Below are 25,332 nucleotides of genomic sequence, written 5' to 3'. Positions count from 1 at the left end.
GAAAAGCCCTTGCACGGCCCCGTTAGACTGGCCCCATGGCCATTCTCCTCGCGCATTAGACGGCGGGAATCCACCAGCCGACCATCCCGCCACCCACCCGCCCAGGAGTCTGACCGTGATCTCCGCCTCCGGCATCGAGCTGCGCGCCGGTGCCCGCGTCCTCATCGAAAGCGCCACCTTCCGCATCGCCAAGGGCGACCGCATCGGCCTGGTCGGCCGCAACGGCGCCGGCAAGACCACCCTCACCAAGGTCCTCGCCGGCGAGGGCCAGCCCGCCGCGGGCAACGTCACCCGCTCCGGAGAGGTCGGCTACCTCCCGCAGGACCCGCGCACCGGTGACCTAGACGTGCTCGCCCGCGACCGCATCCTCTCCGCGCGCGGCCTCGACGTACTGATCCGCAAGATGCGGGAGAACGAGCAGCGCATCGCCAACGGCCAGGGGGCCACCCGCGACAAGGCCCTGCGGCAGTACGAGCGCCAGGAGACCGAGTTCCTCACCAAGGGCGGTTACGCCGCCGAGGCCGAGGCCGCCACCATCGCCGCCGCGCTGAACCTGCCCGACCGGGTGCTCGGCCAGCCCCTGCACACGCTCTCCGGTGGTCAGCGCCGCCGTATCGAGCTGGCCCGCATCCTGTTCTCGGACGCGGACACCCTGCTGCTCGACGAGCCGACCAACCACCTCGACGCCGACTCGATCGTCTGGCTGCGGGACTACCTGAAGACCTACCGCGGCGGCTTCATCGTGATCTCCCACGACGTCGACCTGGTCGAGACGGTCGTCAACAAGGTCTTCTACCTGGACGCCAACCGCTCCCAGATCGACGTCTACAACATGGGCTGGAAGCTCTACCAGCAGCAGCGCGAGGCCGACGAGAAGCGCCGCAAGCGCGAGCGCGCCAACGCCGAGAAGAAGGCCGCCGCCCTGCACTCGCAGGCCGACAAGATGCGCGCCAAGGCCACCAAGACGGTCGCCGCGCAGAACATGGCCCGCCGCGCGGACAAGCTGCTCTCCGGCCTGGAGGCGGTCCGCCAGTCCGACAAGGTCGCCAAGCTCCGCTTCCCGGAGCCCGCGCCGTGCGGCAAGACCCCGCTGATGGCCGAGGGCCTGTCCAAGTCGTACGGCTCCCTGGAGATCTTCACCGACGTCGACCTGGCCATCGACAAGGGCTCCCGGGTCGTCATCCTCGGTCTCAACGGCGCGGGCAAGACCACCCTGCTCCGCCTCCTCGGCGGCGTCGAGAAGCCCGACACCGGCCGGGTGATCGAGGGCCACGGCCTCAAGCTCGGCTACTACGCGCAGGAGCACGAGACGCTCGACCCCGAGCGCACCGTCCTGGAGAACATGCGCTCGGCCAACCCCGACCTCGACCTCGTCGAGGTCCGCAAGACGCTGGGCTCGTTCCTGTTCTCGGGCGACGATGTCGACAAGCCGGCCGGTGTCCTGTCCGGCGGCGAGAAGACCCGCCTGGCGCTGGCCACCCTCGTGGTGTCGTCGGCCAACGTGCTGCTGCTCGACGAGCCCACCAACAACCTCGACCCGGCCAGCCGCGAGGAGATCCTGGGCGCGCTGCGCACCTACAAGGGCGCGGTCGTCCTGGTCACCCACGACGAGGGCGCCGTCGAGGCACTCCAACCGGAGCGGATCATTCTGCTTCCGGACGGCGTCGAGGACCTCTGGGGCGCCGACTACGCGGATCTCGTCGCCCTCGCTTGATCGAGTGCTCGTCGCCCTCGCTTGATCGAATGGATGATCCACTGGGTATGGATCATTCAGCCGATCCGTGATCCACCATCTGTGTGAGTTCTCCTCATCACGAGGTGTGTCCTACACGGATTTCGCGGCCGGACCCCCCATCGCCGGGGGCCGGCCGCTTCTCCTTTCTGACCTGGCACTTCGCCGGGAAACCCGTTCGGGTGTACGGACCCGATTCGCTGGAATCCCGCATTCCGTATGTGGGGACCCGCTCCTGTCGTCACAACCTTGTCTCATCGACCTTGCCGAATGGGTGGCCATGTGGCCCGGGAGGGGTGATCATGAGGAGACCAGAGCGCACTTCCCATGAGGAGGCACGGGTGGCCGAGACTCTGAAGAAGGGCAGCCGGGTGACCGGCGCCGCGCGCGACAAGCTCGCGGCAGACCTGAAGAAGAAGTACGACGCCGGTGCAAGCATCCGGGCGTTGGCCGAGGAAACCGGCCGCTCGTATGGCTTCGTGCACCGCATGCTCAGTGAGTCGGGCGTCACGCTCCGAGGGCGTGGCGGGGCTACCCGGGGCAAGAAGGCCACATCGGCCTGACGCTCCGGGCGACCCCTCGGCTTTCGAAAGTGAAGGTGGTCACCCGGTCGGTCGTCGGACCGTCCGGGTGGTTACTGTGCAGTCACTTAGCCCTGTCGTCGTAGGCGAGCCAGCCGGCGTACGACGGGGACGACGACCGCACCTTTCGGAGGCGCCCCATGGCTTCGCCCGCCCACGACCCCGGTCCCGCACTCGACAAGGACGGCGTGCGGCTCACCGTCGACGACGCGATCGCGACGGTGACACTGACCAACCCGGCCAAGCGCAACGCGCAGAGCCCCGCTCTGTGGCGGGCGCTCACCGAGGCCGGCCGGCTCCTGCCGGGTTCCGTCCGGGTCGTGGTGCTGCGCGCCGAGGGCAAGTCCTTCTCGGCCGGGCTCGACCGGCAGGCGTTCACGCCCGAGGGCTTCGACGGCGAGCCGTCGTTCATCGACCTCGCACGGGGCGGCGACGCCGAGCTGGACGCGACCATCGCCGAGTACCAGGAGGCGTTCACCTGGTGGCGGCGCAGCGACATCCTGTCCGTCGCCGCCGTGCGGGGGCACGCCATCGGGGCGGGTTTCCAGCTTGCCCTCGCCTGTGACCTGCGCGTTGTCGCGGACGACGTGCAGTTCGCCATGCGCGAGACCAGTCTGGGCCTGGTGCCGGACCTGACGGGCACGCATCCCCTGGTGTCCCTCGTCGGCTACGCACGGGCGCTGGAGATCTGCGCGACGGGCCGCTTCGTCATGGCCGAGGAGGCCGTGAACACCGGGCTGGCCAACCTCGCCGTGCCCGCGGACCAGCTCGACGGCGCCGTCCACGACCTGGCCTCCGCCGTGCTGGCCGCGCCCCGCGACGCCGTCATCGAGACCAAGGCGCTCCTCCAGGGCGCCCTCGGCCGCGACTACGAGGCCCAGCGCGCCGCCGAACGCGCCGCCCAGGCCCGCCGTCTGCGCGACCTGGCCGGTCTCGGGGAGTGACCGGGCCCAGCGACGCACCGCGGTAGCCGGGCCGGTCAGTCGACCGCCGTCACCAGTACCGCCACCGACGGCCGGTCCGGCAGGGCATCGGTCACCGCCGTGCGGACCCGCCGGGCCACCTCCACGGCGCGGTGGTCCGCACGCGCCGCCAGTTCCACCCGGACGTGCCGGCGCGGCAGGGCGGACTCCTGCGGCAGCTCCGTGACGTCCACCGGACGGCCCAGCGTCGCCGTCAGCCGGGACACGCCCGGAACGGCCAGCGCCGCGCCGGCCGCACGGCCCGCGTCGCCCTCGTCCCGGTCGGTCCCCGGGCGCGGCCGGGGACCGGGCCCGGGATCCGATGCCGGCTCCGGAGCAGGCTCCCGCGGTTCCGGAGCCGGTTCAGGCTCGGTGTCCAGGAGGGCCGTCGCCCGCAGGTCCACGTCCGTCACCGTCAGGCCCAGCCCGTGCGCCGCCGCCGCCAGAGCGGACCGCAGGCGGTCGGCCGCCACCGGCAGCGGCTCCGCCGTCCTCGCCGCGAAGTCGGCGGTCACCCGCAGCGGACCGGGCGGCAGGGCACTCGGCGGTGACGGCACGGCCGGTTCCCACGCGTCCCCCGGATCGGCGGGCGCCACGCGCAGACCTTCCGTGCGTACGCCCGCCACGGCCCCGGCGGCGGCCATCAGTACCTCGCGGACCGCGCGCTCGGCGATCCACGCGCCGTCCCGCGGCCCGCCCAGCGGCAGCAGCCTGCCTAGCCCCAACTGTTCCCGCACCGCCCGTGTCCACCGGTCCGCCGTCGTCATTCCTCCAGCCTGCCGCATCCCTGGCGCGCGATCGCGCAACCTTGCTTACGGTGGTCGAAGAAGGACGGACCGGGAAAGGACTGCGGCGATGAGTGACCTGACGGAGAAGGACACGCCCGAGACCGGGGCCCAGCGAACGCAGGGAGTCCGGCGCGGCGGGGGAGCCCCCGGTGAGCGGGGCCGCACCACCATCGCCGACGGCGTCGTGGAGAAGATCACCGGAATGGCGGCACGCGACGTCGCCGGTGTGCACGCCATGGGCAGCGGCATGTCCCGCACCTTCGGCGCCATGCGCGACCGGGTGCCCGGCGGGACCAAGTCCGGGGTGACCCGCGGCGTCAAGGCCGAGGTCGGCGAGAAGCAGACCGCGCTCGATCTCGAGATCGTCGTGGAGTACGGCGTGTCGATCTCGGACGTCGCCCGGGACGTGCGGGAGAACGTGGTGGCGGCGGTGGAGCGGATGACCGGCCTCGAGGTCGTCGAGGTCAACATCGCGGTCAGTGACGTGAAGCTGCCCGACGAGGAGGACGAGGAGCCGGAGCCTCGGATCAAGTGACGCGGACGCGGACTGAGGGGAGCGCACCATGAGCATGGCCGTGGTCGGCCTGATCGCCGGCATGGCGCTGGGTTTCGCGGGGTATTTCGGCGGTTTCGGCGCCTTCCTGCTGGTGGCGGCCCTGGGAGCCGTCGGGTTCGTCGTGGGTCGCCTGCTGGAGGGCGACATGGACCTCGGTGACTTCTTCCGCTCCCGCGACGACCGGCGGCGGTGACCGGCGTGAGCGGTGGGGCCGGTGAGCTCCTCGAACCCCTGACCGTCGTGCCGCCGGGCGAGCGCGGAGCCACGCGGATCGCCGACCGGGTCGTCGCCAAGGTCGCCGCGCGGGCGGCGCGCGAGGCGGTCGGCCCGCTCCACCCGGACGCGGCACGCCCGTACGCCACCGTCGTCGTCCACCACGACACCGCCCACGTCCGGGTCCATCTCGAACTGGACTATCCGTGCGACATCGGCGCCCGCTGCGGGCAGGTGCGTCACCAAGTCGTCCAGCGGGTACGCGCGTTGGTGGGCATGGCGGTGCCGGAGGTCGTCGTCCAGGTGGAGCGGCTGCACCTGGCGGCGGAGTACGGCGCGAGGCAGGGGAGGACGCGATGAGCGAACCCCAGGGCACGGAGGGCAGCACCCGGCGGCTGCCCGTCATGGAGCCCGGCACCGAGCAGGAGGCACCCGGCGGCGGCTCCGCGCGACCGCCCGGCCCCGACACCGCAGGCGGACCGGCTGGCCGCTTCTGGTCCGCGCGCCGCGTGCCCGCGGGCATCGTCGCCCTGCTGGTCCTGCTCCTCGCGGGAGCCTTCCTCTACGACATCGCCGCCGTGCGCACCGGTCGCTCCGCCCTCGCCCCGCGCCGCGAACTGGCCCGGCAGCTCGCCGAGCGGCCCCTCGACGACACGTGGGTCCTGGTCGGCGCGGGAGTCGCCGCGGCCCTCGGGCTCTGGCTGCTCGTCCTCGCCCTCACCCCCGGCCTGCGCAAGGTGCTGCCGATGCGACGCACCCTCCCGGACGTCCGCGCCGGCCTCCACCGGGACGCCGCCGCCACGGTGCTGCGCGACCGGGCCATGGAGGTCGCCGGGGTGCAGTCGGCACGCGTGCGGATGCGCCGGCGCAAGGCCCGCGTGCGCGCGCTGTCCCACTTCCGGGAGCTGGACGACGTACGGACCGACCTGGACGGCGTGCTCGACGACGCGGTGCGCGGGCTGGGGCTGGCCCGGCCGCCCGCCGTGTCCGTCAGGGTGGCGCGTCCCGGAAGGAAGGGGTGAGGGCGGTGCTCAGGACCGTCGACCGTGTGCTGCTGGGACTGGTGGGCCTCATCCTGCTCGCCCTCGGCGGCTCGGTGCTGGCCATCGGTTTCGGCGCCCCCGCGCCCTCCTGGTGGCTGCACCAGGGGCCGCACGACGTGCTGCTCAGCACCGTCGAGCGGACCCGGTGGCGGGAGGCGGGCTGGTGGTGGCCGGTCGTCATCGCCGTGCTCGCCGTGGTACTGCTGCTCGCCCTGTGGTGGGTGATGGCCGTGCTGCGTCGCCGCCGGCTCACCGAGGTGCTCGTGGACACCGGTGACGGCGAGGGAGCGGTGCTGCGCGGCCGGGCCCTGGAGGCTGTCATCGCCCAGGAGGCGGACCGCGTGGACGGCGTCGAGCGGGCCAAGGTCCGGCTCACCGGCCGCCGCGCCTCACCGGCGGCCCGCGTCCGTCTTCTCCTGGCCCCCCACGTGGACCCCGGCACCGCCCTGGGCGACCTCACCGCCCACGCCCTGACCCATGCCCGCACCTCGGCGAACCTCGCGGCCCTCCCGGCCGAGGTCCAGCTGCGGGGCGTCAAGCACGGGGCCGAGCGGGTCAGCTGACCGCCCGCGGAGGCGGCGGCCCCGTCCTCGCCGCCGGGCGGGCGGTGTCGTTCGGATCCGGCCGGGCCGGGCGGGGCCGGCCGGATCCGAACGGTGCCGTCCAGCTAGAACCCGTGCCGTACCCCGCCGTCCACCGGCAGCATCACGCCCGTGACGTAGGAAGCCGCGGGGGACAGCAGGAACGCCGCCGCCCGGCCGAACTCCTCCGGGGCGCCGTAGCGGCGCAGCGGGACGCGGGACTCGGCCGCCGCCCTGGTCGCCTCCGGGTCGGCGGACATGCCGTCCAGCTCGCGCACCCGGTCGGTGTCGATGCGACCGGGCAGCAGGCCGACGACGCGGATGCCGCGCGGGCCCAGTTCGTCGGCGAGGGACTTGGCGAAGCCCGCCAGGCCGGGCCGCAGGCCGTTGGAGATGGTCAGGCCGGGGATCGGCTCGTGCACCGAGCCCGACAGCACGAAGCCGATGACACCGCCGTCCTCCAGTTCGGCCGCCGCCGTCCGGGCCAGCCGCACCGCGCCCAGGAACACCGACTCGAAAGCCGCCTGCCACTGGTCGTCGGTGTTGTCGGCGACGAACCCGGGCGGCGGCCCGCCCACGCTGATCAGTACGCCGTCGAAGCGGCCGAAGCGCTCACGGGCGGTGGCGATCAGCCGGTCGGCGGCCTGGGGATCGGCGTTGTCGGCGGCCACTCCCACCGCGTGGGGGCCCAGTGCCGAGGCCGCCTCCGCGGCCGTCTTCTCGTCCCGCCCCGTGAGGACCACCTTCGCACCGTCGGCGACCAGCTCGCGCGCGGCGGCGTTGCCCAGCCCCCGGGTGGCTCCCGTGACGACGTACACCCGGTCCTTCAGTCCAAGATCCATGGTCCCTATCCTGCCCGCTCGTCCCCGAACAGCGCGAGGGCGGTGTTCACCAGGCCGATGTGGCTGAACGCCTGCGGGAAGTTGCCGAGCTGGCGGCCGGAGACCGGGTCGTACTCCTCGGCCAGCAGTCCCACGTCGTTGGCGAGCCCCACCAGCCGTTCGAACAGCTCCCGGGCCTCCTTCGCGCGACCGGTGGCGTGCAGCGCGTCCGCGTACCAGAACGAGCACACCAGGAAGGTCCCCTCGCCGCCCGGCAGCCCGTCGACGGGGTCCCCCTCGGTGCTGTACCGGCGCACGAGGCCGTCCCGGGTCAGCTCCGCGCCGATCGCGTCGACCGTCCCGACGACCCGGGGGTCGTCCGGCGGCAGGAACCCCACGCGCGGGATCAGCAGCAGCGAGGCGTCCAGCTCACGCGAGCCGTAGGACTGGGTGAAGGTGTTGCGCTCCGGGTCGTAGCCCTTCTCGCACACCTCCCGGTGCACCTCGTCGCGCAGCTCGCGCCAGCCGTCCGGATCACCGCCGCTCAGTTCCGGGTGCTCCTCCAGCGTGCGCACGGCCCGGTCCAGCGCCACCCACGTCATCACCTTCGAGTGCACGAACTGCCGGCGCCCGCCGCGCACCTCCCACAGCCCCTCGTCGGGCTCGCGCCACGCCGTGGCCAGGAAGTCCATCAGGGCGCACTGCAGCTCCCACATCTGCGGCTGCGGGTGCATGCCCGCCAGCCGGGCCAGCGAAAGGGAGTCCATGACCTCGCCGTACACGTCCAGCTGGAGCTGGTTCACGGCGTCGTTGCCGACCCGTACGGGCGTGGACCCGGCGAAGCCGGAGAGCCACGGCAGCTCGAACTCCGGCAGCCGCCGCTCACCCGCCAGGCCGTACATGATCTGCAGGTCGGCGGGATTCCCCGCGACCGCGCGCAGCAGCCAGTCGCGCCAGGCCTCGGCCTCCTCCAGGTACCCGGCCGACAGCAGGGCGCCCAGGGTGAGGGTGGAGTCCCGCAGCCAGCAGAAGCGGTAGTCCCAGTTGCGTACGCCGCCCGGCTCCTCGGGCAGCGACGTGGTCGGCGCCGCCACGATGCCGCCGGTGGGCTTGTAGGTGAGCGCCTTGAGGGTGATCAGCGAGCGGACCACGGCGTCCCGGTGCGGACCGTCGTAGCGGCAGTGCGCGGCCCAGGCCCGCCAGTCCTCGATGCTGTGCTCCAGGGCGATGAACGGGTCGACCAGTGCGGGGCGGGGTTCGTGCGAGGGGTGCCAGGTGAGGACGAACGCGACCTTCTCGCCCTCGGCGACGGTGAACTCCGCGTGCGTCCCGAAGTCCTTGCCCCAGCTGCGCACCTCCGGTTCGCTGCGCAGCCACGCCGAGTCCGGCCCGGCGACCGCGATCCGGTGGCCGTCGGCCCGGCGCACCCAGGGCACGACCGAGCCGTAGTCGAAGCGCAGCCGCAGCACGCTGTGCACGGTGACCTCGCCGCGCAGGCCCTCCACGACGCGTACGAGGTCGGGGGCGCGGTCGCGCTGGGGCATGAAGTCGGTGACCCGTACCGCGCCGTCCTCGGTCTCCCACTCGGTGTCCAGGACCAGGGTGTCCGGCCGGTAGGCGCGCCGGGTGCAGCGCTCCGCCCCCTCGGGGGCGATACGCCAGTGGCCGTTGTCCTCGTCGCCGAGCAGCCTGGCGAAGCAGGCGGCGGAGTCGAAGCGGGGCAGACAGAGCCAGTCCACGGAGCCGTCCGTGCCGACCAGGGCCGCGGTCTGCTCGTCGCCGATGAGCGCGTAGTCCTCGATACGGGGGTGCACGGGATTCCGTCTTCCCGACGAGGAGCGGAGCAATCGGCTCCGTTCGCGCGCTCCGCCGGGCGGCTACACCGCCGCGGGCTCCGGCTGCGCCGGCTCCACGTCCTCGGCGGCCTCACGATCGCGCTTCTCGCGGCGGACCAGGAACCACCAGCCGACCGGTACGGCGGCGGCGAACAGCCACCACTGGATGGCGTACGCGAAGTTCAGCGCGGCGTCCTCGTTGCCGGGCCTGCCGATCCGCTCCGGGGTGTCGCCCTTCGGCTCCGGCTCGATCAGGACGACGTATCCGCCGAGGACCGGGGCGTCCAGGCGCTCGGCCTGCTGCTCACTGTTGATGAGCATGATCTGCCGGTCCGGCAGGCCCTCGAGGTCCTTGATGCCGCTCGCTTCGGTCGTCTCGTCGGGCATGAGCCGCCCGGTGACGGTGATCTCTCCCCGGGGCGGCGCGGGAACCTCGGGGAACGCGGTCTGGCTCGGGCCGTCCGCGGGGATCCAGCCCCGGTTGACCAGCAGGATCCTGCCGTCGTTCAGCACGAACGGGGTCAGCACGTGGTAGCCGATGTTGTCGTCGGAGTCGGTGCGGCGGCGGACGACGACCTCGCGGTCCGCGTCGAAGTGCCCCTTCGCGGTGACGGTGCGGTACCGCTCACGCGACGTGATCTTCTTGCCGGGGGCGGTCAGCGACTCGGCGGGCACCGGCGCCGCGTCGAGCGCCTGCGCGACCAGGTCGTTGCGGGCGGTGCGTTCCTCGTAGCGGCCCATCTGCCAGAAGCCCAGCCAGATCATCGTGGGGATGAGCAGCACGGCGACCAGCGTGAGGATCACCCACTGGCGGGAAAGGAGGAAGCGGTACACGCATCGACGGTACCTCGACCGCGATCGGCCCTCGCGGGGAGGTCCCCGCGAGGGCCGTGGCCCCGCGTCGGCGGGGAGCACGTTCGACATTCACGGCGCGGCGCAGACGTCAGAGAGCCGTTCGCCAGGCGGTCACGCGAACCGCTCAGACCTTGTCGACGATCCCCGCCCTCCCCTCCGCGCGGGCGCAGTGGGCGCCGCAGTACCAGTGGCCCTCGACCTCGACGCCCTGGCCGATGATCTGCACCCGGCAGTGCTCGCAGATGGGGGCCATCCGGTGGATCGCGCAGGAGAAGCAGTCGAAGACGTGCACCGCTCCCTGGGCGTGGACCTCGAAGGTCATTCCGTAGTTGTTGCCGCAGACTTCACATGTCGCCATGCGCCACAGGGTGAGCCGTCACCGCGACGCGGGCGAGCGGGTGCCGGGCGAGTCGCCCGGAATCACCCGTCCGTACGGCTCGACCGCGGTTCCCGCACGGCTCGGTTCACGGCTCGGCGTCCGCGGGCTCGACGTCCCGCAGGAGCTGCCCGAAGGCCGCCTCGTCCACCACCGGCGTGCCGTACTGGCGTGCCTTGACCACCTTGGACGTGCCCGAGTCCGGGTCGTTGGTGACCAGGAGGCTGGTCAGCCGGGACAGGCTGGTGGCCACGTGCAGGCCGGCCTCGGTCGCGCGGTCCTCCAGCAGGTCCCGCTCGACCGAGGTATCACCCGAGAAGGCGACCCGCATGCCCTGCTTGAGCCTTTTGCCCTCTTCGTACCGGCCCGGGTTGGGATACGGGCATGCGGGCCTTTTGCGGGAGGGGCGCCAACTGGTCGGCCGGTAGCCGCCGTAACCGGCCTGCCGTCCGATCCGGGGTGCGGGCGCGTCCGACCACTCGGTCAGCGGCCGGCACTCGTGCAGCGGCAGCCGCAGACCGCCCGCCGCCGCGGCGAGCAGGCTCGGCCGGAACGCCTCCGCCAGCACCCGCGCGTCGTCCAGCGCGTGGTGCGCCCGCTGCTGCACGACCCCGAAGTGGGCGGCCAGCGACTCCAGCTTGTGGTTGGGCAGCGGGAGGTCCAGCGCCTTGGAGAGCGCGATGGTGCACAGCCGCTGCCGCACCGGCGCCGCACGCTCGGCGCGGGCGTACTCGCGGGCGATCATCTGCCAGTCGAAGACGGCGTTGTGCGCCACGAGCACCCGTCCGTCGAGGCGGGCCGCGAACTCCTCGGCGACGTCCGGGAAGAGGGGCGCGTCCCGGAGCACCTCGCTCGTCAGACCGTGTATCCACACCGGGCCCGGGTCCCGCTCCGGATTGACCAGGGTGTACCAGTGGTCCTCGACCTCGCCGCGGGCGTCCAGGCGGTAGACGGCCGCGGAGATGATGCGGTCGTCGCGGGCCAGGCCGGTGGTCTCCACGTCGACGACCGCGTATCCCTGCGGATACGCGGTCGGCCACGCCGTGGCGGACGGCGCTGCGGTCGTGCGGTCTTCGAGCATGGTCCATGAGGATACGGGCCGCGACCGACACTCGGGTCAGGCAGGTGCCGCGCGGCGCCGCGGCAAAACGGTTCCTCCGTCAAGCGACCGGCCGGGAGCGGAAGTTGCGGGGCTCACCACCGGATCGGTACCGGAAGGGCCGTCAGCAGTCCGGACACCGCGACCACGACACCGAGGACGGCGACCTCCGCGCGCGCGGGGGAGCAGGCGGTCAGCGGGTCGGCCGCACGGCTCAGCCGGACCCTGGCCCACAGGGCGAGAGCGGCCACGGCGACCATGAGGATCACCTTGGCGAGCAGGACCCGTCCGTACGCCGTGTCCGTCAGCTGGTCCACGATCGTGCCCGGCGGCATCCGGCGCAGCGAACTGCACACGCCGGTCGCCGTGATGGCGGCGAGCAGAACCACCGCCACGCGCGCGTAGAGCCCCAGCAGGGCCGGGCCGGCCCCGGTGTCCCGCCATGCGCGCAGGGTCCGCAGCGCGTACAGCAGGCCGCCCACCCACAGCGAGGCGCACGTCAGGTGGACGAGGGTCAGGCCCGACCCGAGCAGCGGGCTGTACTCGGTCGTCGGGTGCGCGCGCAGCGCCTCCGCGACGATCACCGCGGCCAGCGGCCAGACCTGGAGGCCCGGCCGGCGGGAGGTGGCGCACAGGCCGGCCGCGAGGAACCCGTTGACCTCCAGGAGCGCGAGTTTGCCGTCGCGGGACGAGTAGAGGCCGCCCACGTCGATGTCGGCGACGCTGTCCGGCACCAGATTGCCCGTGGCCACGACCGACGCCAGGCCCAGAGCGGCGACGAAGCCGGCGGCGCTCGCGTACGCGGACCAGGTGCGGGGGCGTTCCGGGGGAGCGCCGGGGAGCGACTTGGCGAGCCGGTTCACGAAGAGTTCGCCGAGCGAGACGCTCAGCGCGGCGAAGAGCACCGTGCGCAGCAGGGCTATGCCGCCGGTGCCGGGTGCCTCGGCCTCCCCGGTGCCGTGCAGGGCGGGGGACGGGCCGAGGACGGGTATCAGCGCGGCCAGCACCACCAGCACGAGCACGGCCACGGCCCGGCCGGTGCCGGAGGGCCGCGCGTGCCGTCCGGTGCCGGTGGTCCGGGACGGGGGTCTTGTCAAGGTCACCTCGAGATCTTCACCAGCTCCCCCAGATCCGGGCAAGTTCCGGAAAACAACTGGCGGTCCGGCATTCCGCACATGAGGACGTTTTCGGCCGCCGTACGGTTCGGGGATCGCCGGAAGCGGGTGAGTGACGCGTCACACTCACCGCGCGGCGTCCGTCACCTGCCGGTCGGATGCTCAGGGGTGCGGGAACCTCGCCGCACGCACGAGGCGGGCCGGGAGAGAACCCCCGGCCCGCCTCACGAGCGCGTGGTGACCGTCGCGGCCACCGGAGCGCCGGTTACCAGGTCACCGCGTCCAGCGCGTCGGCCATGCCCCAGCCGTAGAAGCCGTTGCGGTTCTTCGAGCCCTCGCACACCGCGTCGACCTTGCCGTCGCCGTCGATGTCGTACGGCTTGGTGCACGCGGTGGCGTCGGCCTGGGCGTACAGCAGGGCCTTGACCATGGCCGGGGAGGCGTGCGGGTGCGTCGACTTGATCAGGGCGGCCACGCCCGCGACGTGCGGGGACGCCATCGACGTGCCGGCCATGTAGCCCCACTTGCCGCCGGGCAGCGTGCCCAGGATCAGACCGCTGGTGGCGGGCGGTTCGGGCTTCTGGTAGGCCGTCGAGTCGCCGCCGGGCGCGGCGATGTCGACGACGCCCAGACCGTGGTTGGAGAAGGACGACTTGAGGCCCTTGGCGCCGGTCGAGGCGACGGTCACGACGCCGGGCAGCTGGGTCGGGATGTCCAGGCACTCGGACGGGTCGACGACCCGGTCGCCGGGCGTGGTGTCGTTCGGGGAGGACGGGTCGGTGATCTCGTCGGAGGAGAGGTCGTAGTTCTCGTTGCCGGCCGCGGCGACGTTGACCGCGCCCTTCTTCTCCGCGTACCGCGACGCCCGGGTGACGGCCTCGACCAGCGCCTTCTGGTCCGGGTCGTTCTTGCAGTTGAAGTACCAGGGGTCGGTGTAATAGCTGTTGTTGGTCACGTCCACGTCGTGCTCGGCCGCCCACATGAAGCCGCAGACCACGGCCTCGGTGTAGAAGAAGCCGTCGGGGTTGGACACCTTGATGCCGGAGACCTTCACCCCGGGCGCCACGCCGGTCATGCCGACGCCGTTCTTGGCGGCCGCGATCTCACCGGCCACGTGCGTGCCGTGCGGGCTCTCGGCCGCGCTCGGCCGCCAGGCGCCGTCGGTGGTGTCCGGCTTGCCGGAGACGCAGTTGACGGAGGCGTCCCGGTCGAAGTTCGGGGCGATGTCCGGGTGGGTGTCGTCCACGCCCGTGTCGATGACCGCGACGGTCACCTTCTCGCTGCCCAGCGACTTCTCGTGCGCCTTGTCCGCCTTGATGGCGGGCAGGTCCCACTGGAGGCCCTGCAGCGGGTCCTGGCCCTCGGCGGCCTCGGCGGCGGCGATCTCCTCGCCGCTGAGGACCTTCGGCGCGCCGGTGTCGGTGGTGGCGGCCGACGGCAGCGGCGCGGTGCGGGTGGCGCCGGCCGACTGCACGCCGCGCACCTTGCGGACGGTCTCGGCGAAGTCCGGGTTCGCGGAGTGGACGACGACCACGCCGATCCGGTCGTACGACGTCACGATCGTGCCGCCGGCCTTGGCTATCTCCCGCTTCACGTGTGCCGAAGGGCCGTGCCCGGCGCGGACGTTGACGACGTAGCTCATCGAGGACGACGAGTCCGCCGGGAGCGTGGGAGCGGCCTCGGCGGCGGAGGCCGGGACGCCCGGCAGGAACGCCAGCGAAGCGGCCACGGCCATACCGGCCGGGATCGCGAGGGCGCGGCGGTGACGCGGGTGGGGAGCGGTCATGTGCGGTGTCTCCAGTTCGTTCGTGCGACCGGTGCGTGACGGAGGAAGGGAGGTGTGCGGCCCGGGACGAGCGGCGTGCGGGCGGGTCACTTCACCGCGCGCAGCGCGTCGACGATGCCGTAGCCGTAGAAGCCGTTGACCCGCTCGCCGCCCTCGCAGCCGGCGTCCTCGGCGCCGTCGCCGTCCTGGTCGTAGGAGGCCGGGCAGCCGGGGTTGTCCGCCTGCGCCTTCAGCAGCCGCTGGAGCTGCGCCGGGGACGCCCAGGGGTGCTCCGACTTCAGCAGCGCGGCGACGCCCGAGGCGTGCGGGGAGGCCATCGAGGTGCCCTGGAGCCAGCCGTACTCGTTGTTCGGCATGGTCGACAGGATGCGGCCGTTCTTCGAGGGCGTGTCCGGGATCTGGTAGCGCCCGTCGCCGCCCGGCGCCGCGACGTCCACGACACCCTCGCCGTACGAGGAGTAGTAGGACTTCTCCTTGTCGACGCCCGTGGCGCTGACCGTGACGATGCCGGGCAGCTGGGTCGGCACGTCGAAGCACTCGTGCGGGTCGATGGTCCGCGTCACCGGCGTGGAGTCGTCGGGGCTGGAGTCGTCGACGATGGCGTCGGAGTCCAGGTCGTGGTTGGAGTTGCCGGCGGAGGCCAGGTGCAGGGTGCCCTTGCGCTGGGCGTACAGCTGGGCCCGGTTGACCGCGTCGACGATCGCGCGCTGGTCCGGGTCGTCCATGCAGTTGTACAGCCAGGGGTCCACGTAGTAGCTGTTGTTGGTGATCTCCACGCCGTGGTCGGCGGCGAACATGAAGGCGCAGACGACGTTCTCGGGGTAGAAGAGGCCGTTGTCCGGGTCGCTCACCTTGATGCTGGAGACCTTCACGCCCGGTGCGACACCGGCGACGCCGATGCCGTTGCGGGCGGCGGCTATCTCACCGGCCACGTGGGTGCCGTGGTAGTCGTCGGCGGTGTACGGCCGCCAGGCGCCCTCGCTGGTGTCGGCCTTGCCGCCCACGCAGTTTGCGGACTGGGCGGCGGAGAAGTTCGGGGCGAGGTCGGGGTGGGTGTCGTCGACGCCGGTGTCGATCACGGCGACGGTGACCCGGGAGCTGCCCGGGTTGATCTCCGCGGCCTTGTCGGCGCCTATCGCGCGCAGGTCCCACTGGTCCGCTTCCAGGGGCTCGCTCGCCCCGGCGGCCTTCGACGCCTCCGCGGTCCGCGCGGCCTGCGCGTCGGTGAGCGTCTCGGCGGTGCCCTGGTCGGTCGTCCCGGCGGCGGTCAGCGGCGCGGTGCGGGTCGCGCCCGCGGACTGCACCCCGCGGACCCTGCGTATCTCCTTGCCGAAGTCCGGGTCGGCCGAGTGGACGACGATCACGCCTATCTTCCGGTACGTGGCGACGACGCGGCCGTCGGCCTCGGCTATCGCCCGCTGCACCGACGCGATCGTGCGGTGGTCCGTCCGCGTGTTGACCACGTACGCGAGGTCGGGGGCGTCCGTGGCCCCGGCGGTCCGGGCGGCCTCCTGGGCGGTGTCCGCACCCGGGGCGGCCGAGGCGGCCGCCGGCAGGAAGCCCAGCGACGCGGTGAGCGACAGCACGACCGGCACGGCGAGGGCGAGCCGCCGTCTGGAACGCGACGACCGCGAAGGACGCGGGGAACGCAGATGATCCATGGGGTCTCCACATCATCCGGAAACGAGACCGGCCCGAGACACGGGTGGTGCTCGGGCAGGTACATGACGGAGTGGTGCAGGGTGAAGCTATCCCTCGCGGTCGCCGGCCAGCAATGACCCGCAACAGGTGACTTCGAAAAGTGCGGCGCGGGTTGAACCGGTGCCGGTGGGGCGTCGTGTCGTTGGACAGGGAGCCCGAGCACGATCAGGCCCCCGTGAGAACACCGAGGTCCAAGCCGTCATGTCCGTCGTACGAGGAGACTCCGTGGCCACCGACGCACCGCCCCCCTCGAAAGAGGAACGCCATCTTCCGTCACCCGAGGAGTTCTCCGAAGTGCAGCAGAGCGCTGAGTTCGGCGAACTGCGCCGCTCCTTCCGCTCCTTCGCCTTCCCGCTGACGATCGCGTTCGTCGCCTGGTACCTGCTGTACGTGCTGCTGTCGAACTACGCCGGCGGCTTCATGGGCACCAAGCTCTTCGGCAACATCAACGTCGCCTTCGTCTTCGGCATCGCCCAGTTCGTCACCACGTTCCTCATCGCCTGGTGGTACTCGCGGCACGCCGCCGCGAAGCTCGACCCCAAGGCCGAGGCCATCAAGTCCCGGATGGAGGGCGGCGCATGAGCCCCGCACAGACCGTTCTCGCCGCCGAGCTCGCCGCCAACGAGGCCAGCGAGCACCGGCCGCTCATCATCACCCTCTTCGCCCTCTTCGTCCTCGCCACGCTCGGCATCACCGTCTGGGCCGGCCGCCAGACCAAGGACGCCGCCGACTTCTACGCGGGCGGCCGGTCCTTCAGCGCCTTCCAGAACGGACTCGCCGTCTCCGGCGACTACATGTCGGCCGCGTCCTTCCTCGGCATCGCGGGTGCCATCGCCCTCTTCGGATACGACGGCTTCCTCTACTCCATCGGCTTCCTGGTCGCCTGGCTGGTCGCCCTGCTCCTGGTCGCCGAGCCGCTCAGGAACTCCGGCCGCTACACGATGGGCGACGTCCTCGCCTACCGCATGCGCCAGCGCCCCGTGCGCACCGCCGCCGGCACGTCCACCATCGTCGTGTCGATCTTCTACCTGCTGGCCCAGATGGCGGGCGCGGGCATCCTCGTCTCCCTGCTGCTCGGCATCACCTCCGACGCCGGCAAGATCCTCATCGTCGCCCTCGTCGGCATCCTGATGATCGTGTACGTCTCCATCGGCGGCATGAAGGGCACCACCTGGGTCCAGATGGTCAAGGCCGTCCTGCTGATCGGCGGCACCATCCTGATCACGTTCCTGGTGCTGCTGAAGTTCGACTTCAACATCTCCGACCTGCTGGGCACCGCCGCCGAGAAGAGCGGCCACGGCGCCGCCTTCCTGGAGCCCGGGCTCCAGTACGGCGCCAACGGCACCACCAAGCTGGACTTCATCTCCCTCGGCATCGCCCTGGTGCTCGGCACGGCCGGCCTGCCGCACATCCTGATCCGCTTCTACACGGTGCCCAACGCCAAGGCCGCCCGTAAGTCCGTGAACTGGGCGATCGGCATCATCGGCGCCTTCTACCTGATGACCATCGCGCTCGGCTTCGGTGCCGCCGCACTCGTCGGACCGAAGGAGATCACCGAGTCCAACGCGTCCGGCAACACCGCCGCGCCGCTGCTCGCCCTGCACGTGGGCGGCGTCGACTCGGCCTGGGGCGCGATCCTGCTGGCGACGATCTCGGCGGTGGCCTTCGCGACCATCCTCGCCGTGGTCGCCGGTCTCACCCTCGCCTCGTCCTCGTCCTTCGCGCACGACATCTACGCCAACGTCATCCGCAAGGGCCAGGCCACCGAGAAGGAGGAGATGCGGGCGGCCCGCTGGGCGACCGTCTTCATCGGCGTGGTCTCCATCGCGCTCGGCGCCCTCGCCCGCGACCTGAACGTGGCCGGCCTGGTCGCCCTGGCCTTCGCGGTCGCCGCGTCCGCGAACCTGCCGACCATCCTCTACAGCCTCTTCTGGAAGCGGTTCACCACCCAGGGAGCCCTGTGGTCGATCTACGGCGGTCTGATCGTCGCCGTCGGCCTGGTGCTGTTCTCGCCCGTGGTCTCCGGCGACCCGAAGGCGATGTTCCCCGACGTGGACTTCGCCTGGTTCCCGCTGAAGAACCCGGGCATCATCTCCATCCCGTTCGGCTTCTTCATGGGCTGGCTCGGCACGGTCCTGTCGAAGGAGGAGCCCGACAAGGCGAAGTACGCGGAGCTGGAGGTCCGGTCCCTGACCGGCACCGGCGCCCACTGATCCCACCCCGCGCGCGGCCCCGTCGTAGATCCCTACGACGGGGCCGCGCCGTACGTCGTAGGGATCGGCCCGCTGTCGATGTCGGACCCGTCACGTAGGCTCGCAGTGTCGGAGGAGATAAGTGCTCCGCCGATCCGCGTCGAGGGAGGGGGCCCACGTGCTCATCGACACCTACGGCCGAGTGGCCACCGACCTGAGGGTCTCGCTGACCGACCGCTGCAATCTGCGCTGCACCTACTGCATGCCCGAAGAGGGCCTCCAGTGGCTGGCCAAGCCCGACCTGCTCACGGACGACGAGATCGTCCGCCTCATCGACATCGCGGTCGCCTCCCTCGGCATCGAGGAGGTCCGCTTCACCGGCGGCGAGCCCCTGCTGCGCCCCGGTCTCGTCGGCATCGTGGAGCGTGTCGCCGCCCTGGAGCCGCGCCCCCAGATGTCCCTCACCACCAACGGCATCGGCCTCAGGCGCACGGCGACGGCCCTGAAGACCGCGGGCCTGGACCGGGTCAACGTCTCGCTGGACACCCTGCGCCCGGACGTCTTCAAGACCCTCACCCGCCGGGACCGCCACAAGGACGTCCTGGAGGGCCTGGAGGCGGCCCGCGAGGCCGGTCTGACCCCGGTCAAGGTCAACTCGGTCCTGATGCCGGGGTTCAACGACGACGAGGCCCCCGACCTGCTCGCCTGGGCCGTCGAGCACGACTACGAGCTGCGCTTCATCGAGCAGATGCCCCTGGACGCCCAGCACGGCTGGAAGCGCGAGGGCATGGTCACCGCGGGTGACATCCTGGCCTCCCTGCGCACCCGCTTCGAGCTGACCGCGGAGGGTTCCGAGGAGCGTGGCTCGGCCCCCGCCGAGCGCTGGCTCGTCGACGGCGGCCCGCACCGGGTCGGCGTCATCGCCTCCGTCACCCGCCCGTTCTGCTCGGCCTGCGACCGCACCCGCCTGACCGCCGACGGACAGGTGCGCACCTGTCTGTTCGCCACCGAGGAGACCGACCTGCGGGCCGCGCTGCGCTCCGGCGCCGCCGACGAGGAGATCGCCCGCATCTGGCGGCTGGCCATGTGGGGCAAGAAGGCCGGCGCCGGCCTCGACGACCCGACCTTCGTACAGCCCGACCGGCCGATGTCGGCGATCGGGGGATAGGGCACGCCTAGGAGTCGGCGGGGGCTTCCCACTCGTCCAGCGGGACCACGTCCTTCAGGAAGCCCCGCACTCCGAGGAACTGCGACAGGTGCTCCCGGTGCTCGTCGCACGCGATCCACGTCTTGCGCCGCTGAGGCGTGTGGATCTTCGGGTTGTTCCATGCCAGCACCCACACGGCGGCGGTGCGGCAGCCCTTGGCGGAGCAGATGGGGGCGGTCTCGTCACTCACAGGTTCGTCTCACAGGTCCACACACAAGGCGACGCCGAGCAGCCACGGGGGGAGCTGCCCGGCGTCGGTCCGTCGCTCCGACGGGGGATGCGGAGCGCGTACGAAGTATGTCACGGGTCACCCGCCACCCGGCACCGGAACCACATGATTCATCTGAGCATTTCTTCGGCCTGGCGAGGAATCGACGTCCGCCCCGCCGAGCGCCCTGGGTCACGACCGGGCGTGCGGCTCACCGGCCCGGTCCCGCGCCGGTCCGGACGCGGTGCCCTCCGGGTCGGATTCCGCCGGGCCGTCGTCGGCGCGCGGCGGCGTGATCATCGGAGCCGTCGGCATCGTCACGAACGTCGAGGGCAACGATGGCGCGTTCTCGCGCCCGGCGTTGGCGATCACCACGGCGATGTACGGCAGGACGGCACCGAGGACCAGGGCCACGATCGCCACGTGCCGTTCCACGTTCCACAGGCAGGCCGCGAGGACCACCGACAGGGTACGGATCGACATCGAGATGATGTAGCGGCGCTGCCGGCCGCGCACATCCTCCTGGAGGCCCGTCCGGGCCCCGGTGATCCGGAAAACCTCGGCCTTGCCGCCGGCACTCTGCTTCCGCATCTGGTTCCACCATCCGCCCGCATCGGACTCTCCCCGCCCCGTTCCCGTCCGTGGCCGCACGGGGACTCCGGTCCCGGACAACTCTCCACGTTACGCCGCGCCTGCGCCGTCCACGAGACCGGGGCACCCTCCGGTCCGCCCGCAGGGCCTGCGCCGCACCGCGTGGGGCGGTACCCCATTCGGCCGTACCCGCCATGCGTCGTACGCGGTACGGCCGAAGACTGGCGGTACTGCTCGCTTGGAGCCGAATGAGGAGGCAGCCATGGGCTGGTTGTGGGCGATCATCGTCGGATTCGTGCTCGGTCTGATCGCCAAGGCGATCATTCCCGGGAAGCAGCACAGTCCCCTGTGGCTGACCACCATCTTCGGCATGCTGGGCGCCATCGCCGGCAACGCGATCGCCCGGGCGGCCGGCGTGGACGCGACCTCCGGCATCGACTGGTGGCGGCACGTGTTCCAGCTGGTGGCCGCGATCGTCATCGTCGCCGTCGGCGACGCGATCTACATGGCGGTGCGGGGCAACAGGCGACGCGAACGGGCCTGACCCGCGCGGACCCCGTACGACGGGACCCGCGCGGCGACCTGCACGGCGAGGGGCGGTCTCCGGCAGCCGCACGGCACCGGAGACCGCCCCTGTCGCGTGCGCTCAGGCGCCGGTGACCTCGACCGCGGCCAGGTTCTTCTTGCCGCGGCGCAGCACCAGCCAGCGCCCGTGCAGCAGGTCCTCCCGGGCGGGGACGGCGTCCTCGCCGGCGACCTTGACGTTGTTCACGTAGGCGCCGCCCTCCTTCACCGTGCGGCGCGCGGCGGACTTGCTGGCGACCAGGCCGACCTCGGCGAACAGGTCGACGACCGGAGCCGGCTCGGCGACCCGGACGTGCGGCAGCTCGGAGAGGGCCGCGGCCAGCGTCCGCTCGTCGAGCTCCGCCAGGTCGCCCTGGCCGAAGAGGGCCTTGGACGCGGCGATCACGGCGGCCGTCTGGTCGGCGCCGTGCACCAGCGTCGTCAGCTCCTCGGCCAGCGCGCGTTGCGCGGCCCGGGCCTGCGGACGCTCCTCGGTCTGCCGCTCCAGCTCCTCCAGCTCCTCGCGGGAGCGGAAGGACAGGATGCGCATGTACTTCGAGATGTCCCGGTCGTCCGCGTTCAGCCAGAACTGGTAGAACGCGTACGGCGTGGTCATCTCCGGGTCGAGCCAGACGGCGCCGCCCTCGGTCTTGCCGAACTTGGTGCCGTCCGCCTTGGTCATCAGCGGCGTCGCGTAGGCGTGGACGGTGGCGTCCGGCTCCAGGCGGTGCAGCAGGTCGAGGCCGGCCGTCAGGTTGCCCCACTGGTCGCTGCCGCCGCCCTGGAGCGTGCAGCCGTACCTCCGGTAGAGCTGGAGAAAGTCCATGGCCTGGAGCAGCTGGTAGCTGAACTCCGTGTAGCTGATCCCCTCGGAGGACTCCAGGCGGCGGGCGACGGAGTCCTTGGTCAGCATCTTGTTGACCCGGAAGTGCTTGCCGATGTCCCGCAGGAACTCGATCGCGGACAGGCCCTCGGTCCAGTCGAGGTTGTTGACCATCAGGGCCGCGTTCTCGCCCTCGAAGGACAGGAACGGCTCGATCTGGCCGCGCAGCCGCTCGACCCAGCCCGCGACGGTCTCCGGCGAGTTCAGCGTGCGCTCGGCGGTGGGACGCGGGTCGCCGATCTGGCCCGTCGCGCCGCCGACCAGCGCCAGCGGCCGGTGACCGGCCTGCTGGAGCCGGCGCACGGTGAGCACCTGCACCAGGTGCCCGACGTGCAGGGACGGCGCGGTCGGGTCGAAACCGCAATAGAACGTGACGGGACCGTCCGCGAGCGCCTTGCGCAAAGCATCCTCATCGGTGGACTGGGCGAACAGCCCACGCCACTTCAGCTCGTCGACGATGTCCGTCACGGTTCTCGTGTCTCCTACATGATCATGATCTTCGGCAGTCGGGTGACAGCCGCCTACGAGGTTATACGCCCTGACTGACAGAGCTCATATTGAAATCGGGGACCCGCAGCGCCGGCATCGCGGCCCTGGTGAACCAGTCGCCCCACTCCCTGGGCAGCGTCTTCTCCGTACGCCCCGCCTCCGTGGCCCGGCCCAGCAGACTCACCGGCGACTCGTTGAACCGGAAGTTGTTCACCTCGCCGACCACCTCGCCGTCCTCGACGAGGTAGACGCCGTCCCGGGTGAGCCCGGTCAGCAGCAGCGTCGCCGGGTCGACCTCGCGGATGTACCAGAGGCAGGTGAGCAGCAGCCCGCGCGAGGTGCCGGCGACCATCTCCTCCAGGGACCGGTCGGGGTCGCCGCCGTCCAGGACCAGGTTGCCGATCGCCGGGGCAACCGGCAGCCCGGTCAGCCCGGCGCTGTGCCGGGTGGTCGCCAGCCGGTGCAGCTCACCCGCGCGGATCCAGTCGGTCGCCGCCACCGGCAGCCCGTTGTCGAACACCGACTGGTCGCCGCCGGACGAGTGCGCGACGACGAAGGGCGCGCACTCCAGACCCGGCTCGTGCGGATCGCTGCGCATCGTCAGCGGCAGCTCGCCGAGCCGCTCGCCCACGCGCGTGCCGCCGCCCGGCTTCGAGAACACCGTGCGGCCCTCGGCCGCGTCCCGTCCCGACGCCGACCAGAACTGGTAGATCAGCAGGTCGGCGACCGCGGTCGGCGGCAGCAGCGTCTCGTACCGTCCGGCGGGCAGCTCCACGCGCCGCTCGGCCCAGCCCAGCCGCACGGCCAGCTCGGCGTCGAGCGCCGCCGGGTCGACGTCCTTGAAGTCCCGCGTCGCCCGGCCCGCCCACGCCGACCGGGTGCGGTCCGGCGATTTCGCGTTCAGCTCCAGCGTCCCGTTGGGCTGGTCGTGGCGGAGCCTGAGCCCGGTGGACGTCCCCACGTACGTCGACGTCATCTCGTGGTTGGCGAACCCGTACAGCTCCCGGCCGCCCGCACGCGCGCGGGCGAAGGCCTCCCCGAGGGCCGGCGCGAAGTCCGCGAACACGGCCGACGACGTCTCCGCGGGCCCGTCGGTGAAGTCGGGCGAGGCGGGCACGCCCGCGACCAGCGGCTGCGCGTCCTCGGCCGGCCCGGCGCCGCGCGCGGCGGCCTCCGCGGCCCGCACCAGGGGCTCCAGCTCGTCCACGGTCACGGCCGAGCGCGACACGACCCCCGAGGCCGTGCCCTCCCGGCCGTCCACGGTGGCGACGACGGTGAGCGTGCGCCCGCGCGTGACGCCGTTGGTGGTGAGCGCGTTGCCCGCCCAGCGCAGGTTGGCGGTGGACTCCTCGTCGGCGATCACGACGCAGCCGTCGGCGCGGGACAGTTCCAGCGCCCGGTCGACGATCTCGTGCGGCCTGCTCGTGCGCGCGCTCATCGACCCGCCTCCTGCGTGGTGTTCAGAATGTTGACTCCCTTGAAGAGGGCCGACGGGCAGCCGTGCGAGACGGCTGCGACCTGCCCCGGCTGGGCCTTGCCGCAGTTGAAGGCGCCGCCCAGGACGTACGTCTGCGGCCCGCCGACGGCCGCCATGGACCCCCAGAAGTCGGTGGTCGTCGCCTGGTACGCCACGTCCCGCAGCTGACCGGCGAGCCGCCCGTTCTCGATCCGGAAGAACCGCTGACCGGTGAACTGGAAGTTGTAGCGCTGCATGTCGATCGACCAGGACCGGTCCCCGACGACGTAGATCCCGCGCTCCACGCCCCCGATCAGGTCCTCCGTGGACAGCCCGCCGGGATCCGGCCGCAGCGAAACGTTGGCCATGCGCTGCACCGGCACGTGGGCGGGGGAGTCGGCGTAGGCGCACCCGTTGGACCGCTCGAACCCGGTGAGCCGCGCGATCCGCCGGTCCAGCTGGTAGCCCACCAGCGTCCCGTTCTTCACCAGGTCCCAGGACTGGCCCGCGACGCCCTCGTCGTCGTACCCGATGGTCGCCAGCCCGTGCTCGGCGGTGCGGTCGCCGGTGACGTTCATCAGCTCCGAGCCGTAGCGCAGCTTGCCCAGCTGGTCGAAGGTGGCGAAGGAGGTGCCGGCGTAGGCGGCCTCGTAGCCGAGGGCGCGGTCCAGCTCGGTGGCGTGCCCGATGGACTCGTGGATGGTCAGCCACAGGTTGGACGGGTCCACGACCAGGTCGTACAGACCCGCCTCGACACTCGGCGCCCGCATCTTCTCGGCCAGCAGCTCCGGGATCCGGGCCAGCTCGGCGTCCCAGTCCCAGCCGGTGCCGGTCAGGTACTCCCAGCCCCGCCCGGCGGGCGGCGCCAGGGTGCGCATGGAGTCGAACTCGCCGCTGGAGTCGTCCACGGACACGGCGGTCAGCACCGGGTGCAGCCGCACCCGCTGCTGCGTGGTCACGGTCCCGGCGGTGTCGGCGTAGAACTTGTTCTCGTGCACGGTGAGCAGCGAGGCGTCGACGTGATCGACCCCGTCCGCCGCCAGCAGCCGCGCGCTCCAGTCGGCCAGCAGGGCCGACTTCTGAGCGTCGGGCACGGTGAAGGGGTCGATCTCGTACGCCGAGATCCAGGTCTTGTCGGCGTGCACGGGCTCGTCGGCCAGCTCCACCCTCTCGTCCGACCCGGCCGCCTTGATCACCTGTGCGGACAGCTTCGCCATCGCCACCGCCTGCGAGGCGACCCGGGCGGCGGCGTCCATGGTGAGGTCCACGCCGGACGCGAAGCCCCAGGTGCCGCCGTGCACCACGCGCACCGCGTACCCGAGGTCGGTGGTGTCCGAGGACCCGGCGGGCTTGGCGTCCCTCAGGCGCCAGGAGGCGTTGCGCACCCGTTCCAGCCGGAAGTCGGCGTGCTCGGCGCCGAGGGCACGCGCGCGGGCGAGGGCGGCGTCGGCGAGGGCGCGTAGGGGGAGTGCCGTGAAGGCTTCGTCGATGCTATGAGGCACCTGCGTCTCTTTCTGTCGACGTGGAGGCGGTTCGGGGCGGACCGGGCCGTGGAGGCCCGTGGTCGCTCCGATCATGTCGCCCATCCCGCCCCCGGACCAGAGGTTTCCCTCCGGCCCGCGCACGGTTCTGTAGGGATCCGACAGTCACTCCCGTGAGCCACTGTCGGTGCCCGAATGTCCCCGGCCGCTCCCCGAC

Annotated in this window: 26 protein-coding genes; 12 read left to right on the top strand and 14 right to left on the bottom strand. The window is 72.0% G+C overall.

What is annotated here, in order from left to right:
• Positions 1-115 precede the first annotated feature (115 nt).
• The 3 genes from ACLIN4_RS08130 (at position 116) to ACLIN4_RS08120 (ending at position 3,257) form a co-directional block, all read left to right on the top strand.
• Complete coding sequence (locus ACLIN4_RS08130; protein WP_107478900.1) at positions 116-1,714, top strand: ABC-F family ATP-binding cassette domain-containing protein; 1,599 nt, start codon at positions 116-118, stop codon at positions 1,712-1,714.
• 359 nt (positions 1,715-2,073) lie between these two features.
• Complete coding sequence (locus ACLIN4_RS08125; RefSeq protein WP_003976983.1) at positions 2,074-2,295, top strand: helix-turn-helix domain-containing protein; 222 nt, start codon at positions 2,074-2,076, stop codon at positions 2,293-2,295.
• A 158-nt stretch (positions 2,296-2,453) separates the two neighbouring features.
• Complete coding sequence (locus ACLIN4_RS08120; RefSeq protein ID WP_289909662.1) at positions 2,454-3,257, top strand: enoyl-CoA hydratase/isomerase family protein; 804 nt, start codon at positions 2,454-2,456, stop codon at positions 3,255-3,257.
• 35 nt (positions 3,258-3,292) lie between these two features.
• On the opposite strand, the gene ACLIN4_RS08115 is transcribed toward ACLIN4_RS08120, so the two are convergent.
• Complete coding sequence (locus tag ACLIN4_RS08115) at positions 3,293-4,042, bottom strand: nucleopolyhedrovirus P10 family protein (protein ID WP_411575618.1); 750 nt, start codon at positions 4,040-4,042, stop codon at positions 3,293-3,295.
• An 88-nt stretch (positions 4,043-4,130) separates the two neighbouring features.
• Between ACLIN4_RS08115 and ACLIN4_RS08110 the strand changes: the two genes are divergently transcribed.
• The 5 genes from ACLIN4_RS08110 to amaP are packed head-to-tail and all read left to right on the top strand — an operon-like array spanning position 4,131 to position 6,438.
• Positions 4,131-4,598, top strand: a complete 468-nt coding sequence (locus ACLIN4_RS08110; RefSeq protein WP_107478902.1) for an Asp23/Gls24 family envelope stress response protein — start codon at positions 4,131-4,133, stop codon at positions 4,596-4,598.
• Positions 4,599-4,626: 28 nt separating this feature from the next.
• The gene (locus tag ACLIN4_RS08105; RefSeq protein WP_019329346.1) at positions 4,627-4,812 is read left to right on the top strand and encodes a hypothetical protein; all 186 of its coding nucleotides are present in this window, start codon (positions 4,627-4,629) and stop codon (positions 4,810-4,812) included.
• Positions 4,809-5,192: a hypothetical protein gene (locus tag ACLIN4_RS08100; RefSeq protein ID WP_107478903.1), complete on the top strand. Its 384-nt coding sequence runs from the start codon at positions 4,809-4,811 to the stop codon at positions 5,190-5,192. The genes ACLIN4_RS08105 and ACLIN4_RS08100 overlap by 4 nt, the downstream gene beginning before the upstream one ends.
• Positions 5,189-5,854 carry a DUF6286 domain-containing protein gene (locus ACLIN4_RS08095; RefSeq protein WP_290014587.1) on the top strand — a complete coding sequence of 222 codons (666 nt, stop codon included), beginning with the start codon at positions 5,189-5,191 and terminating at the stop codon, positions 5,852-5,854. The genes ACLIN4_RS08100 and ACLIN4_RS08095 overlap by 4 nt, the downstream gene beginning before the upstream one ends.
• On the top strand, positions 5,851-6,438 hold the full coding sequence (gene amaP / locus ACLIN4_RS08090) for an alkaline shock response membrane anchor protein AmaP (RefSeq protein WP_411575617.1): 588 nt from the start codon (positions 5,851-5,853) through the stop codon (positions 6,436-6,438). Before ACLIN4_RS08095 ends, amaP begins: the two co-directional genes overlap by 4 nt.
• A gap of 104 nt (positions 6,439-6,542) precedes the next feature.
• Here amaP and ACLIN4_RS08085 read toward each other — a convergent pair whose 3' ends face one another.
• The 8 genes from ACLIN4_RS08085 to ACLIN4_RS08050 all read right to left on the bottom strand — a co-directional run bounded on the left by ACLIN4_RS08085 (position 6,543) and on the right by ACLIN4_RS08050 (position 16,004).
• On the bottom strand, positions 6,543-7,298 hold the full coding sequence (locus tag ACLIN4_RS08085; protein ID WP_107478906.1) for an SDR family oxidoreductase: 756 nt from the start codon (positions 7,296-7,298) through the stop codon (positions 6,543-6,545).
• A gap of 5 nt (positions 7,299-7,303) precedes the next feature.
• Positions 7,304-9,091, bottom strand: coding sequence for a glycoside hydrolase family 15 protein (locus tag ACLIN4_RS08080; protein ID WP_307653013.1), 1,788 nt, complete (start codon positions 9,089-9,091; stop codon positions 7,304-7,306).
• A 63-nt stretch (positions 9,092-9,154) separates the two neighbouring features.
• Entirely contained in the window at positions 9,155-9,946 is a 792-nt protein-coding gene (locus tag ACLIN4_RS08075; RefSeq protein WP_179350221.1) for an SURF1 family protein, read from the bottom strand.
• A 145-nt stretch (positions 9,947-10,091) separates the two neighbouring features.
• Complete coding sequence (locus ACLIN4_RS08070) at positions 10,092-10,325, bottom strand: hypothetical protein (protein ID WP_071528763.1); 234 nt, start codon at positions 10,323-10,325, stop codon at positions 10,092-10,094.
• Between the two features lie 106 nt (positions 10,326-10,431).
• Positions 10,432-11,424 carry a DEDDh family exonuclease gene (locus ACLIN4_RS08065; protein ID WP_289909649.1) on the bottom strand — a complete coding sequence of 331 codons (993 nt, stop codon included), beginning with the start codon at positions 11,422-11,424 and terminating at the stop codon, positions 10,432-10,434.
• 113 nt (positions 11,425-11,537) lie between these two features.
• Positions 11,538-12,545 (bottom strand): CopD family protein, encoded by a 1,008-nt coding sequence (locus ACLIN4_RS08060; protein ID WP_107478908.1) that lies wholly within the window; start codon positions 12,543-12,545, stop codon positions 11,538-11,540.
• Between the two features lie 277 nt (positions 12,546-12,822).
• Positions 12,823-14,343, bottom strand: coding sequence for a S8 family peptidase (locus ACLIN4_RS08055; protein ID WP_107478909.1), 1,521 nt, complete (start codon positions 14,341-14,343; stop codon positions 12,823-12,825).
• An 86-nt stretch (positions 14,344-14,429) separates the two neighbouring features.
• Positions 14,430-16,004, bottom strand: coding sequence for a S8 family peptidase (locus ACLIN4_RS08050; RefSeq protein ID WP_290014593.1), 1,575 nt, complete (start codon positions 16,002-16,004; stop codon positions 14,430-14,432).
• A 265-nt stretch (positions 16,005-16,269) separates the two neighbouring features.
• Between ACLIN4_RS08050 and ACLIN4_RS08045 the strand changes: the two genes are divergently transcribed.
• The 3 genes from ACLIN4_RS08045 to moaA all read left to right on the top strand — a co-directional run bounded on the left by ACLIN4_RS08045 (position 16,270) and on the right by moaA (position 19,404).
• Complete coding sequence (locus tag ACLIN4_RS08045) at positions 16,270-16,626, top strand: DUF485 domain-containing protein (RefSeq protein WP_219186393.1); 357 nt, start codon at positions 16,270-16,272, stop codon at positions 16,624-16,626.
• Complete coding sequence (locus ACLIN4_RS08040) at positions 16,623-18,257, top strand: solute symporter family protein (protein WP_100044943.1); 1,635 nt, start codon at positions 16,623-16,625, stop codon at positions 18,255-18,257. Before ACLIN4_RS08045 ends, ACLIN4_RS08040 begins: the two co-directional genes overlap by 4 nt.
• A gap of 157 nt (positions 18,258-18,414) precedes the next feature.
• The gene (gene moaA, locus ACLIN4_RS08035; RefSeq protein ID WP_307653017.1) at positions 18,415-19,404 is read left to right on the top strand and encodes a GTP 3',8-cyclase MoaA; all 990 of its coding nucleotides are present in this window, start codon (positions 18,415-18,417) and stop codon (positions 19,402-19,404) included.
• Positions 19,405-19,411: 7 nt separating this feature from the next.
• Here moaA and ACLIN4_RS08030 read toward each other — a convergent pair whose 3' ends face one another.
• Together ACLIN4_RS08030 and ACLIN4_RS08025 are read right to left on the bottom strand one after the other, a co-directional pair.
• Entirely contained in the window at positions 19,412-19,633 is a 222-nt protein-coding gene (locus ACLIN4_RS08030; RefSeq protein WP_107480399.1) for a hypothetical protein, read from the bottom strand.
• A gap of 210 nt (positions 19,634-19,843) precedes the next feature.
• A complete protein-coding gene (locus ACLIN4_RS08025; protein ID WP_179342804.1) occupies positions 19,844-20,242 on the bottom strand; it encodes a DUF3099 domain-containing protein in 399 nt (132 codons plus the stop codon).
• A gap of 262 nt (positions 20,243-20,504) precedes the next feature.
• Here ACLIN4_RS08025 and ACLIN4_RS08020 point away from each other — a divergent pair, with 262 nt between their 5' ends.
• Positions 20,505-20,786 carry a GlsB/YeaQ/YmgE family stress response membrane protein gene (locus ACLIN4_RS08020; RefSeq protein WP_100044940.1) on the top strand — a complete coding sequence of 94 codons (282 nt, stop codon included), beginning with the start codon at positions 20,505-20,507 and terminating at the stop codon, positions 20,784-20,786.
• A 102-nt stretch (positions 20,787-20,888) separates the two neighbouring features.
• Here ACLIN4_RS08020 and tyrS read toward each other — a convergent pair whose 3' ends face one another.
• The 3 genes from tyrS to ACLIN4_RS08005 form a co-directional block, all read right to left on the bottom strand.
• On the bottom strand, positions 20,889-22,157 hold the full coding sequence (gene tyrS / locus ACLIN4_RS08015) for a tyrosine--tRNA ligase (RefSeq protein ID WP_107480401.1): 1,269 nt from the start codon (positions 22,155-22,157) through the stop codon (positions 20,889-20,891).
• Positions 22,158-22,218: 61 nt separating this feature from the next.
• Positions 22,219-23,616, bottom strand: coding sequence for a metallopeptidase TldD-related protein (locus ACLIN4_RS08010; RefSeq protein WP_411575616.1), 1,398 nt, complete (start codon positions 23,614-23,616; stop codon positions 22,219-22,221).
• Complete coding sequence (locus tag ACLIN4_RS08005; protein ID WP_289909631.1) at positions 23,613-25,136, bottom strand: TldD/PmbA family protein; 1,524 nt, start codon at positions 25,134-25,136, stop codon at positions 23,613-23,615. Before ACLIN4_RS08005 ends, ACLIN4_RS08010 begins: the two co-directional genes overlap by 4 nt.
• Between the last annotated feature and the right edge of the window lie 196 nt (positions 25,137-25,332).

The organism is Streptomyces mutabilis (genome assembly GCF_046628145.1).
Lineage (GTDB): Bacteria > Actinomycetota > Actinomycetes > Streptomycetales > Streptomycetaceae > Streptomyces > Streptomyces mutabilis.
The sequence above is the reverse complement of the archived record's forward strand: the minus strand, read 5'-3'. Positions and strand labels throughout refer to the sequence as shown.